Below are 12,781 nucleotides of genomic sequence, written 5' to 3' on the forward strand. Positions count from 1 at the left end.
CGAGCTACCGGGCGGCCCGCTGAGTTCCCGGGGAGGCGGAAAGGGCGCCTTCGAGCGCGGTGATGAAGAACGGGAACTGCGATGCGAAGCGGTGCAGGTCGCGGTCGCGGTCGTACCCGGCGAACCAATACAGGCCCGGCTGCGAGTCGGCCGAGGGATCCATATCGCGGAAGGCGCGGATCCAATTGTCGGCGCGGCCGCTGATCACGGTGTAGGGCAGGGCACGGGAGAACACCGTCTCCTGATCGATCGGCGGGATCTGTTCGCGGGCAACGGTGTCCAGGCCGCGCTGCATGGCACGGACGCGCCCGACGGTGGTGTCGCCGAAGGTGGTGCGGGTGGGCAGGTAGTTGGGCAGCAGCATGGCCGCCCCGCCCGCCAGCGCGATCGCCACACCGACCAGGGCGTGGCCGGAGGTCAGCGCCAGCGCCACCGTGGTGACCACGCCGACGGCGATGAGGGCCGCGCCGATCCAGCGCGGCAGCGCCCGCTGTTTCGGGTCGGCGAAGGCGCCGGTGAGCACGGCGTCGGCGCGCATGGCGGCGCGGACCGGTTCCAGCTCGACCCGGCCGGGCGCGCGCAGTTCGCGCACCGCGACGGTGTCGGTGCCCTCGGGCAGCAGCATGTCGTAGACGGTGCGCTCGTAGTCGCGCAGCTGGTCGTCGGGGGCGTTGACGCGGCTGATCCGCCAGTCGTTCTCGCCGCGCGCGTTCACCGGCGCGATCCACAGGTAGCGGCGGACCGCGAGATCCACCACGGTGGCGGCGATGTCGACCGGGTCGACCTGCTCGTCGAGCAGCAGGCCCGCCTCGCCGGGCAGCACGCCGTCGGGGGTGGTGAACTCCACCCGGCCACCCTGCTGGGTGAGCGGTTCGAAGGTGTCGTTGCCCGCGACGGCCTCGGCCGCGCGCTTACGGGCGAACAGGATGTAGCCGATCATCGCGGCCAGCGCCGCCAGCAGCGCGCCGAAGGCGGCGAACACCGGCGCGGTGAACGAGAACGGACCGGCCGCGCTGCCGTCGCGCACATCGGCGTTGGCGGGCACGGTGCCCGGCGGCATCTGCAGGGTGAGGTCGATCGCGTCGCCCTTGCGCAGATCGGTCTGGGTCAGATACAGCACGCCGTCGGGTTCGGTGTGCACATCGGCGCACGGGCGCGCGTTGCCCGCCGGGCCGAGTTTGCAGTCCACGATGCCCATTTGATAGCTGGGACTGATCACCGAGACGTCCAGCGCGGCGATATCGGCGTTGAGCACGCCGAGCCAGTGGAACACCTGGGTGCCCGGTGCGTCGGCGACGGTGTTGTGCACCGAGTAGGTGAACGTGGATTCACCCGGCTTCGCCTCGACGACGAACTGGTCGTTGGCCGTGGTCGCGGTGCCCGCACCGGTCGCGGTGACGTCGGTGACCTTGAAGACGCGTTCCACGTCGTCGTCGATCTGCACGCGCAGCGGCAGCGACATCGTGAAATTACCGTCCGCGGGCACCCCGACGGTCTCGGTGACGCGCAGCACACCGTCCTCGGTGAGGGTGAGGTCGGCGGTGATCGTGACACCGGCGGGCGCGGGCTCCGTGTGGGCTACCGGCGCGGCCGCGAGCAAACCCGCCGAAGCGAGCAGCAGCGCGCCTGCGGCGCCCCCCCGAAAAGTCAGCATGGCTGCCTACTCTAGACAGCTTGCTATCCTGCGTCAGCGGCTGTCGGCGACGAACTAGACGAGGGGGTACGGGGGACGTGACCCAACCACCGTACGGATACGGCCCGGCAGGGCCTGGTGGACGTCGGGTTCCGCCGCCTCCTGGCTATGGCCAGCCGCCGGGGTATCGCCCCCAACCGGGTTACGGTCCGCCGCCGGGTTATCAACAGCCGCAAGGTTATCCCCAGGGTTACGCGCCGCGCCCCGCCTCCTACGGTCCGCCGCCGGGCTACCGGCCGCCGCCGATGCCGTACGGTCCGCCCGGCAGGCCGACGCCGCCGCCGCGTAAAGGCGGCGGCCGTTTCGTCTCGCTGCTGCTGGTGGTGATCATCGCGGTGGTCAGCATTCTGGTGCGGTACGCGGTGCGCAACGGGATCGATATCGGCTCGGTGGCCGTCGGCCCGAAGCCGAGCACCACCTATTCGCCCGAGCCCGGATCGGCGCCCGCCAAAACCGGCGACAACCCGCTGCTCACCGATGCCAACGGCAGTCTTGTGCCCGCCTCCTGCGACTACTCGCCGTGGGGCACCCAGGTCGACAAGGCCCGCGCGTTCTTCGAATCGGCGGCCACCTGCCTGGAGGCGGCGTGGAAGCCGGTGATGGCGAAGAACAATCTGCCCTTCGAGTCGCCCACGCTCAGCATCACCGCCACCACCGCGGGCATCACCACCCCGTGCACCGGCTCGACCAGCAATTTCGCCGCCTTCTACTGCGCGGCCAACAAGACCATCTATATGCCGATCAGCCAGTTGCAGACCGAGATGTTCAAGGACAACTGGGTCGTCTACCTGTCGGTGTTCGCGCACGAGTACGGCCACCACATCCAGGCCCAGTCCGGCATCCTGCGCAAGGCCAACAGCGAGCGCGTCGACGTGGGCGCCCGCTCGGACAAGGGGCTCGAGCTCTCGCGCCGGGTCGAGTTGCAGGCCAACTGCTTCGACGGCATGTTCATCGCCTCGTCCAAGGGCGGTAATTCGCTGACCGCGAGCCAGGTCACCCTCGCCACCAAGGATTCCTACGGCCGTGGCGACAGCGCCGGTGACATGCGCGATCACGGCACCTCCGAGCACGGCGGCCAGTGGTTCGAGGCGGGCCTGAACAACAATCTCACCGCCCAGTGCAATACCTTCATCGCCGCCGCGAGTGACGTGAGTTGACCGGACCACAGGGCCCGTACGGCGGTCCGCCGTACGGGTATCGACCGCCGCCGGGTTACCCCGCGCCCTACGGCAGGCCGATGCCGCCGCCGCAGTACGGTCGTCCGGTCCCGCCGCCGTACGGCCGTCCGCTGCCGCCGCCGTACGGCTATGCGCCGCAGGGCTATCGGCCGCCGCCGCGGCGCGGGGGCTCGGGTGTGCTGGGGGCGGTGCTGTCGATCCTGGTGGTGGTCGGTGTCGTCGGGGCGCTGCTGGTCGCGGTGGGGGTGTCGGAGGACTCCACGCGCGATGTCGCCGCGCGCACCACGCCACCGAGTTTCACCTATACCCCGTCGTATTCGCCCGCGCCGACCACGAATCCGGTCACCACCCGGGCGACGACCGCGCGCACCACCGTCCCCACGACGACCAAACCCGCTGGCCCGCAACCCGTGATCGCGCTGGACCAGCACCCGCTGTTCCGCGATGACGACTGGGGCCTGACCAATCTCGACTGCGATCTGCCCCGCTGGGCCACCGACGCCGCGACCGCGCGCGCCTTCTTCGCCGCCGCCGCGGTCTGCCTCGACGACATGTGGCGGCCCAACCTGGCCGCGGCGAACCTGCCGTTCAGCAGCCCCGGACTCGTTGTCGCCGAGAACAAGTCGGAGCTGTCCTCACCCTGCGGCGGTTCCTCCAGCGACGCGTTCTACTGCTCCGCGTCGGCCACGATCTACATGTCGACCAGCGAACTGCTCAACTACCGCACGCCGTTCCCGCCGATGGAGGCGCTGTCGATCTACGCGCACGAGTACGGCCACCACATCCAGGGTCTGACCGGTCTGCTCCAGGCCGCGTCGAACAAGCGGCGGGAGCAGGGCGCCATGTCGGCCGGTGGGCTGGAGGCCTCGCGCCGGATGGAGTTGCAGGCCAGCTGTTTCGGCGGCATGTTCATCGGCTCGGCCGAGGCGGGCGGTTCCTACACGCCGCAGGAGGGCGCCTCGGCGATCAAGAACCACTACCAGCGCGGTGACGGCAACGGCCGCCACCGCGATCACGGCACTCCCGAACACAACGGCAACTGGTACAACCACGGCTACACCAAGAACCGCAATTTCGAGTGCAATACCTGGCTGGCCCCGGCCGACGAGGTCAGCTGAGCTCCTCAGTGCGGGCGGCCCTGGCCGTAGTGGCCCTCGCCGAAGCGCCGCGGCGAGGTGCCGTGCACGCCTTCGGCATACGCGGTCTCGGCGTGCAGGGCGAAGTCGATGCCGGAGGTCTCGTCCTCCTTGCTCACGCGGAAGCCGATCACCTTGTCGATGCCCTTGCCCAGCGCGAACGACACCGCGAAGGCGTACGCCGCGACCACCAGCACCGCGAGGATCTGCTTGCCCAGCTGGGCGAGTCCGCCACCGTAGAACAGGCCGTTCACGCCGTCGGTCATCACCTCGGTGGCGAGCAGGCCGATCAGCACGGTGCCGACGATGCCGCCGACGAAGTGCACGCCCACCACGTCGAGCGAATCGTCGTAGCCCGCCCGGTGCTTCCAGCCGACCGCGAACGAACACACCACACCGGCGGCCAGACCCACGATCACCGCGCCGAGGGTGTTGGTCACGCCGCAGGCCGGGGTGATCGCGACCAGACCGGCCACCACGCCCGAGGCCGCGCCGAAGGTGGTCGGCCTGCCGTCGCGGATCTGCTCGACGATCAGCCAGCCGAGCATGCCAAGGCTGCCCGCGATCAGGGTGTTGAGGAAGACCGCCGCCGCGGTCCCGGTGGCGCCCAGCGCCGACCCGGCGTTGAACCCGAACCAGCCGAACCACAGCAGACCGGCGCCGAGCAGCACGAACGGCAGGTTGTGCGGGCGCATGGCGTCGATATTGAAGCCGATGCGCGGGCCGAGCACCAGGGCCAGCGCCAGCGCCGAGGCGCCCGAGGCGATCTCGACCACCAGGCCGCCCGCGTAGTCGAGGGCGCCGAAGCTCGCCAGCCAGCCGTCGGGTCCCCACACCCAGTGCGCGATCGGCGCGTAGACCGCCAGCGTCCACAGTGGCACGAACGCCATCCAGCCCGCGAACTTGGCGCGGTCGGCGATGGCGCCGGAGACCAGCGCGGCGGTGAGAATGGCGAAGGTGAGCTGGAAGGTGACGAACAGCAGCTCGGGAATGCTGCCGCGCACCGAATCCGGGTTGATCCCGGCCAGGCCCGCGTGGCCCAGATCGCCGATCACGCCGCCGCCCGCGTCGTCGCCGAAGGCCAGGCTGTAGCCCGCGACGATCCACACCACGGTGACCAGCGGGATGGCGATGAAGCTCATCATCAGCATGTTCAGCACGCCGGTGGAGCGCACCATCCCGCCGTAGAAGATGGCCAGCGCCGGGGTCATCAACAGCACCATGGCGGTGGCCGCGAGTAGCCAGGCGGTGGCCGCGGGATCGATCGTTGCGGGCACGGTAACTCCTTTCACGCGGAATGCGTTGCAAGGAAATTACCGAAGACTCACCGGTAACCCTGGGAGCGGATGGGTTCTAGGCCCGGTTTTCCTTCGCCAGCGCGCGGGCGCCCCGGCGGCCGGGAAGTGGCAGGTCATCGCTGTCGGCGAGCCATTCGGCGGTGGTGAGCCAGCGGCGCTGGGCGTGCGCGTCGGCGATATCGAAGAACACGCGGCGGCCGCGATCGTCGCGCACATCGCGCGAGAGCACCGCCCAGCTCGGCGGCCTGCCCTTGGTCGCGGTGTGTTCCACGACGAACCCGGCGACGAGCTTGCCGATCGTGTTCACCGGCTTCTGCGAGACCCGGTTGCCGTACTTGGTGGTGTGCCAGCGCCGGGCCGGGCACAGCGAACCGGGACTCGCGTTGGAGGCGATCCAGCCCGCCCGCTGCGCGCGCTCGATCAGCCACAGGTGCTTGACCGCCGAGGGCGCGATGGCGCCGACGCGTTCGGTGATGAGATCGGTGATCGCGGCGTCGGCGAGCACATCGCGCCTGGTCGGGCCGATGTCGTGCGCGGCCCAGTGCGCCGCGGCGAGCCGGGCCAGAATGCGGCCGAACTCGTCGATGCTGCGCTGGGCGCGCCTGCCGAGCCGCTCGATCCGCTCGGCCTCCCGGCGCATCTCGTTCTGCGCGGTGAGGGTGCGGATGGCGGCCATCGTCGGCACCTGCCCGCGTTCGAGCAGTTGCAGGATGGCGGCCGCGGTCGCCGGGTCCGCCGCGGCGGCGACGGGCAGCGAATCGCGTTTGATGTCGAAGTCCTGGGGGCTGATCGCCCGGCTCAGCAGGCCGACCGCGGCGTGATCGCCTGCGAAGTCGGTGTGGGCGAGCCAGGCGGCTGCGATGTCATCACACGACAGCACGGTGAAACGTTCCTCCGGTCGGCGGTGGGGGAGCGATACGGTGCGCGAAGGTTGTGCCCCGGTCGGGATGAGGGACCGGCCGGGGTCACCAACCTGATGAAGGTTTGGCCACCGAAGTTGCCGAGGACAACGGTAGCCAGCCACTTGCGCCGCTGTCACGGCGATTGACTCTTTCGTTACTTCCAGAATGTGGGTCGTTATCGGGGAACGGGTTTGTGGGTGTGCGATAACCAGGTTTTATTGCTGTTTCGTATGGTGTCCTGGTTGCCGATCGCACTCGATTGCTCGCCTGTTGCGCCTTAGCGGCCAGGTTTTCTCGGACATCTCCCGACGCGCGCAGCGTGTGTGATTAATGTCACGTTTTCGGGCGGCGGTGTGGGCGAGGGGATCCTGGCTCGGCCGCCCGCCCTCATGTCGGACCCAGTCGGTAGCCTTTGGCCGTGGCTCTGTACCGGAAGTATCGACCGGCGACGTTCGCTGAGGTAGTGGGTCAGGAGCATGTCACCGACCCGCTGAGTACCGCGCTGGATACCGGACGGATCAGTCACGCGTATCTGTTCTCCGGGCCGCGTGGCTGCGGTAAGACGTCCTCGGCGCGCATCCTCGCGCGCTCGCTCAACTGTGCCGAGGGGCCCACCTCGCGGCCGTGCGGGGTGTGCGCGTCGTGTGTGGCGCTCGGGCCGGGCGGGGCGGGCAATCTCGACGTCATCGAGCTCGACGCGGCCAGCCACGGTGGCGTCGACGACACCCGTGAGCTGCGCGATCGTGCGTTCTACGCGCCCGCCGAGTCGCGCTATCGGGTGTTCATCGTCGACGAGGCGCACATGGTCACCACGGCCGGGTTCAACGCGCTGCTCAAGATCGTCGAGGAGCCGCCAGCGCACCTGATCTTCATCTTCGCCACCACCGAGCCGGACAAGGTGCTGCCCACCATCCGCTCGCGCACCCACCACTACCCGTTCCGGCTGCTGCCGCCCGCCACCATGCGCGGGCTGCTGGGCAAGATCTGCGAGCAGGAGAGCGTGCCGGTCGAGGAAGCGGTGTATCCGCTGGTCATCCGGGCCGGTGGGGGTTCTCCGCGCGACAGCCTGAGCGTGCTCGACCAGCTGCTGGCCGGTGCCGGGCCCGAGGGGGTCACCTATCCGCGCGCGGTCGCGCTGCTCGGCGTCACCGATATCGCGTTGATCGACAACGCCATCGACGCGCTGGCCGCCGGCGACGGCGCCGCCCTGTTCGGCACCGTCGACAGCGTGGTGGAGGCGGGCCACGACCCCCGCCGCTTCGCCGTCGACCTGCTCGAGCGCCTGCGCGACCTGATCCTGCTGCGCGCCGTCCCCGACGCCGCCGACCGCGGCCTGGTCTCCGGCCCCGGCGATGTCCTCGACCGCATGCGCGACCAGGCCGACCGTCTCGGCCCCGCCACCCTCACCCGCTACGCCGAGCTCCTGCACGAGGGCCTCGGCGAAATGCGCGGCGCCACCGCCCCCCGCCTCCTGCTCGAGGTCATCTGCGCCCGCATGCTCCTCCCGTCGGTCTCCGATACCGAGTCCGCCACCCTCCAACGCCTCGAACGCCTGGAACGCGGCTTCGCCACGGGCGCAGTCCCGTCCGCCCCCCGCCCCACTGCCGACACCCCCCGCCCCGCCGCCGCTTCCCCCGTCGACCAGCCGCCCGCCGCCCCACCCGCAGGCGGCAACCGCCGCCGAGGCGCCGAACTACTCGCCGCCGCCCGCGCGGAAAAGGAAGCCGCCACCGGCACCACGAAGCCCGCTGCCGCCACCTCGGCCCCGCCTACGCCTGACCAGGCTCCCGCCTCGGCACCCGCCTCTGCCCCGGCACCCGCTTCTGCCGCGCCTGCGCACCCCGCCTCTGCGGAAGCCTCGACCTCTACCTCGGCTGCGGGCGCAGCGCCCGCAGTTGCCGAGGCCGCAGCGCCTGGTCACACGCCGTCGGCTGACGCGCCCGAATCGCCTGCCACTGGCGACGAGCACGTCGCCGAACCGGTGACATCTGTCCGGCCGGAGCGGTCCGCCGCTGTCGGTGACGCACCTGCGACGGGTGCGCAGGCCCCGGGCGGTTCCTCGGAAACCGGTGTCGGCCAGGTTGTTCCGGGTGACATCGAGGCCGCTCGTGCGTTCGCCGACGGTCGCGATGTCGCGCCGCAGGCTGCGGGTCAGGCTGTCCCCGGGCAGCGACCGGAACCGCAGTCGCGGCCACGGTCCGAGGCGCGGCCGGAACCTCCGTCGGTGCCGCGACCGCAGGCTGACTCACGTCCGGAACCGCAGCAGATGCCGGAACCGGAACCGCAGCAGGCACCGCCGATGCCGGAACCGCAGGTCGCCGCGCCCGCGGAGGATCTGGTGGGCGTGGTGGATGCCGCGTGGCCGGAGATCAAGGCGAAGGTGCGGGAGTTCGGGCCTACTTTGCAGGCGTTGTTGTCGGGAGCGGCGGTGTCGCGGGTGGACGGGGACGTGATCGTCTTCGCGCATCAGAGTCCGCCGTTGGCGCAGCGATTGTCCGATCAGCGCAATATCGATGCGGTGCGGTCGGCGGTGCGGGCGGTGCTCGGGCGTGAGCTGGGTGTGCGCTGGGAGACCGGTGCGCCCGCGCCGCGTCCGGCGCCGCAGGCCACGGCGCAGCGCGGGGCGGTGGGGGAGAACAAGCCCGCCGCGCGGCCCAAGTTCTCGCGGCCGAGTCAAGCCAGGGGTGGGCAATCGGCGGGCGGTTCGGCGCGTCCGGCCGATGACGATATTCCGCCGCCGGACTTCCCCGACCTGCCCGACGACCCTGGCCCGGACGAAGGCTACGGCGCGCAGACTCCCCGCTCGGGGGGTGATACCGGACGATCTGATGCCGTGCTGGCCCCGCCGACGCCGGAGGAGGAGCAGGAGATGCTGGCCGCCGCCGCGGTGCCGGTGGCTCCCGGCGACCGGCAGGACCCGGACGAGGTCGCCCTGGCGTTGCTGCGCAACGAGCTCGGAGCCAAGAGTCTGGATGGTTGACAGCCACCCGTTCGACAACGTTAAGTTAACCGGAGTTCGCACACCACGGTAGTATGAACGGGTGGCCGGGAACACCGGATGGGCATGGTTCTATGCTCCGCTGGTGCTTGCCGGGATTTGTACGGCGTCGAGACAGCTGGTCGTGGCGTTCGTGCGGCCACCGCACCCCAAGGAAGGAAACACTCCGATATGACCACAGAGGCCTACATCTACGAGGCCATCCGCACTCCGCGCGGCCGCGGCAAGAAGAACGGCTCGCTGCACTCGGTCAAGCCGATCGATCTGACTGTTGGTCTGATCCAGGAGCTGCGTGGCCGCTTCCCCAACCTCGACGAGGACCAGATCTCGGATCTGATCCTGGGTGTCGTCACCCCGGTCGGTGACCAGGGCATGGACATCGCGCGCGTCGCGGTGACCACCGCCGGTCTGCCCGACACCGTCGGCGGCTTCCAGCTCAACCGCTTCTGTGCCTCCGGCCTCGAGGCCGTGAACCTGGCTGCGCAGAAGGTTCGCTCCGGCTTCGACGACCTCGTCATCGCCGGTGGCGTCGAGTCCATGTCGCGCGTGCCGATGGGCTCCGACGGCGGCGCCTGGGCGCTGGACCCGGCCACCAACTACGACGGCTACTTCGTGCCGCAGGGCATCTCGGCCGACCTGATCGCCACCATCGAGGGCTTCTCCCGCGATGACGTCGACGCCTACGCCGTGCGTTCGCAGGAGCTGGCCGCCGCGGCCACCACCGGCGGCTACTTCGCCAAGTCGATCGTCCCGGTCAAGGACATCAACGGCCTGGTCGTGCTGGACAGCGACGAGCACATGCGTCCCGGCACCACCGCCGCCGACCTGGGCAAGCTGAACCCCTCCTTCGCCGGCATCGGCGAGCTGGGTGGCTTCGACGCCGTCGCGCTGCAGAAGTACACCTACATCGAGAAGATCAACCACGTCCACCACGGTGGCAACAGCTCGGGCATCGTCGACGGCGCCGCCCTGGTGCTGATCGGTTCCGAGGAAGCGGGCAAGAACTCGGGTCTGACCCCGCGCGCCCGCGTCGTCGCGACCGCCACCTCCGGTGCCGACTCGACCATCATGCTGACCGGCCCCACCCCGGCCGCGAAGAAGGCCCTGGACCGCGCCGGTCTGACGATCGAGGACATGGACCTCGTCGAGATCAACGAGGCGTTCGCCTCCGTGGTGCTGAAGTTCCAGAAGGACCTCAACGTCCCGGACGAGAAGCTCAACGTCAACGGCGGCGCCATCGCGATGGGCCACCCGCTGGGCGCCACCGGCGCGATGATCACCGGCACCATGGTCGACGAGCTCGAGCGCCGCAACGCGCGCTACGCGCTGGTCACCCTGTGCATCGGTGGCGGCATGGGTGTCGCCACCATCATCGAGCGCGTCTGATCCCGGCCGACACTTCTCATAGGAGAGAACGAAAAACTATGACTGACAACATCATCGGCTGGGAGAAGGACGCCGACGGCGTGGTCGTCCTCACCATCGACGACCCCAGCCAGGGCGCCAACACCATGAACGACGCGTACATCACCTCGATGGCCGCGACCGTGGACCGCCTGGAGGCCGAGAAGGACGACATCACCGGTGTCGTCATCACCTCCGGCAAGAAGACCTTCTTCGCCGGCGGCGACCTGAAGAACATGCTCAAGGTCGGCCCGGACGACGCGGCCGAGGTCGTCAAGATGCTCGAGGGCGTCAAGGCCCCGCTGCGTCGCCTCGAGCAGCTCGGCAAGCCGGTCGTGGCCGCCATCAACGGTGCCGCCCTCGGCGGTGGCCTGGAGATCGCGTTGGCGACCCACTACCGTGTCGCGGCCGACGTCAAGGGTTCGGCCATCGGCCTGCCCGAGGTGTCGCTGGGCCTGCTGCCCGGTGGCGGCGGCGTGACCCGCACCGTGCGCATGCTCGGTCTGCAGGGCGCGCTGATGCAGGTGCTGCTGCAGGGTCAGCGTCACCGCGTCACCAAGGCCAAGGAAATCGGCCTGATCAACGAGGTCGTCTCCTCGGTCGAGGAGCTGCTGCCCGCCGCCAAGGCGTGGATCGCGGCCAACCCCGAGGCTGCCCAGCCGTGGGACAAGAAGGGCTTCAAGATCCCCGGTGGCACCCCGTCCACCCCGGCCTTCGCGGCGAACCTGCCCGCGTTCCCGGCCAACCTGCGCAAGCAGATCAAGGGCACCAACATGCCCGCCCCGCGCGCCATCATGGCCGCGGCGGTCGAGGGCGCGCAGGTCGACATCGACAACGCGCTGACCATCGAGGGCCGGTACTTCACCAGCCTGCTGACCGGTCCGGTCGCGAAGAACATGATCCAGGCGTTCTTCTTCGACCTGAACCACATCAACGGTGGTGGCTCGCGTCCCAAGGACGTGCCGAAGCGTGAGATCAAGAAGATCGGTGTCATCGGCGCGGGCATGATGGGCGCGGGCATCGCCTACGTCTCGGCCAAGGCCGGGTACGAGGTCGTCCTCAAGGACGTCGAGCTCGCCAACGCCCAGAAGGGCAAGGCGTACTCGGAGGCCATCGAGGCCAAGGCCCTCTCCCGTGGCAAGACCACCCAGGAGAAGTCCGACGCGCTGCTGGCTCGCATCACCCCGACCGCGGACGCCGCCGACTTCAAGGGCGTCGACTTCGTGATCGAGGCCGTCTTCGAGAACCCCGACCTCAAGAACAAGGTCTTCCAGGAGATCGAGGACATCGTCGATCCCGACGCGCTGCTCGGCTCGAACACCTCCACCCTGCCGATCACCCTGCTGGCCGACGGTGTGAAGCGCTCCGAGGACTTCATCGGTATCCACTTCTTCTCCCCCGTGGACAAGATGCCGCTGGTGGAGATCATCAAGGGCGAGAAGACCTCCGACGAGGCGCTGGCCCGGGTGTACGACTACACCCTCGCCATCAAGAAGACCCCGATCGTCGTCAACGACAGCCGTGGCTTCTTCACCTCGCGCGTGATCGGTACCTTCATCAACGAGGCCATCGCGCTGGTCGCCGAGGGTGTCGACCCGGCCACCGTCGAGCAGGCCGGTCTGCAGGCGGGCTACCCGGCCGCGCCGCTGAAGCTCAGCGACGAGCTGAACTTCACCACCATGCAGAAGATCTACAAGGAGACCGCCGAGGCCATCCTCGCGGCCGGTGGCGAGCTCAACGCCGCCGCCGCGAAGACCGCCGAGGTGCTCGACACCCTGGTCGGCAAGTACGACCGCAAGGGCAAGGCGGGCGGCGCGGGCTTCTACGACTACGTCGACGGCAAGGCCACCGGCCTGTGGGAAGAGCTGCGCGGGCTCTACAACACCAGCCGTGAGCTCCCGGAGGGCTACACCTTCCAGGACCTCAAGGACCGGATGATGTTCGCCGAGGCCATCGAGACCCAGAAGTGCTTCGACGAAGGCGTGCTCACCAGCACCGCCGACGCGAACATCGGCTCGATCTTCGGCATCGGCTTCCCGGCCTGGACCGGTGGCGTGCACCAGTTCATCGTGGGCTACCCCGGCGGCCAGGAGGCCTTCGTGGCCCGCGCCGACGAGCTGGCCGCGAAGTTCGGCCCGCGCTTCGAGGTCCCGGCCTCGCTGCGCAAGTAAG

At 69.6% G+C, this 12,781-nt stretch carries 8 protein-coding genes; 5 read left to right on the forward strand and 3 right to left on the reverse strand.

Annotated features, from left to right (window positions below; translation table 11 throughout):
- Positions 1–4 precede the first annotated feature (4 nt).
- Positions 5–1,654 carry a DUF2207 family protein gene (locus tag WA675_RS14790; RefSeq protein ID WP_336084872.1) on the reverse strand — a complete coding sequence of 550 codons (1,650 nt, stop codon included), beginning with the start codon at positions 1,652–1,654 and terminating at the stop codon, positions 5–7.
- 284 nt (positions 1,655–1,938) lie between these two features.
- Here WA675_RS14790 and WA675_RS14795 point away from each other — a divergent pair, with 284 nt between their 5' ends.
- Together WA675_RS14795 and WA675_RS14800 are read left to right on the forward strand one after the other, a co-directional pair.
- A complete protein-coding gene (locus tag WA675_RS14795; protein WP_336084874.1) occupies positions 1,939–2,850 on the forward strand; it encodes a neutral zinc metallopeptidase in 912 nt (303 codons plus the stop codon).
- A complete protein-coding gene (locus WA675_RS14800) occupies positions 2,847–3,989 on the forward strand; it encodes a neutral zinc metallopeptidase (RefSeq protein WP_336084876.1) in 1,143 nt (380 codons plus the stop codon). Before WA675_RS14795 ends, WA675_RS14800 begins: the two co-directional genes overlap by 4 nt.
- Before the next feature lie 5 nt (positions 3,990–3,994).
- Here the strand turns inward: WA675_RS14800 and WA675_RS14805 are convergent, their stop codons facing one another.
- Positions 3,995–5,284, reverse strand: coding sequence for an ammonium transporter (locus WA675_RS14805; protein WP_336084878.1), 1,290 nt, complete (start codon positions 5,282–5,284; stop codon positions 3,995–3,997).
- 76 nt (positions 5,285–5,360) lie between these two features.
- Positions 5,361–6,185, reverse strand: coding sequence for a hypothetical protein (locus WA675_RS14810; protein ID WP_336084880.1), 825 nt, complete (start codon positions 6,183–6,185; stop codon positions 5,361–5,363).
- A 440-nt stretch (positions 6,186–6,625) separates the two neighbouring features.
- Between WA675_RS14810 and WA675_RS14815 the strand changes: the two genes are divergently transcribed.
- The 3 genes from WA675_RS14815 to WA675_RS14825 all read left to right on the forward strand — a co-directional run bounded on the left by WA675_RS14815 (position 6,626) and on the right by WA675_RS14825 (position 12,780).
- A complete protein-coding gene (locus tag WA675_RS14815) occupies positions 6,626–9,187 on the forward strand; it encodes a DNA polymerase III subunit gamma and tau (protein WP_336084882.1) in 2,562 nt (853 codons plus the stop codon).
- Between the two features lie 189 nt (positions 9,188–9,376).
- Positions 9,377–10,591 (forward strand): acetyl-CoA C-acetyltransferase, encoded by a 1,215-nt coding sequence (locus WA675_RS14820; protein WP_336084884.1) that lies wholly within the window; start codon positions 9,377–9,379, stop codon positions 10,589–10,591.
- Positions 10,592–10,629: 38 nt separating this feature from the next.
- Positions 10,630–12,780, forward strand: coding sequence for a 3-hydroxyacyl-CoA dehydrogenase NAD-binding domain-containing protein (locus WA675_RS14825; protein ID WP_336084886.1), 2,151 nt, complete (start codon positions 10,630–10,632; stop codon positions 12,778–12,780).
- The last annotated feature ends 1 nt before the right edge of the window (position 12,781 follow it).

It is taken from the genome of Nocardia sp. SSK8 (genome assembly GCF_037034205.1).
Taxonomy (GTDB): domain Bacteria; phylum Actinomycetota; class Actinomycetes; order Mycobacteriales; family Mycobacteriaceae; genus Nocardia.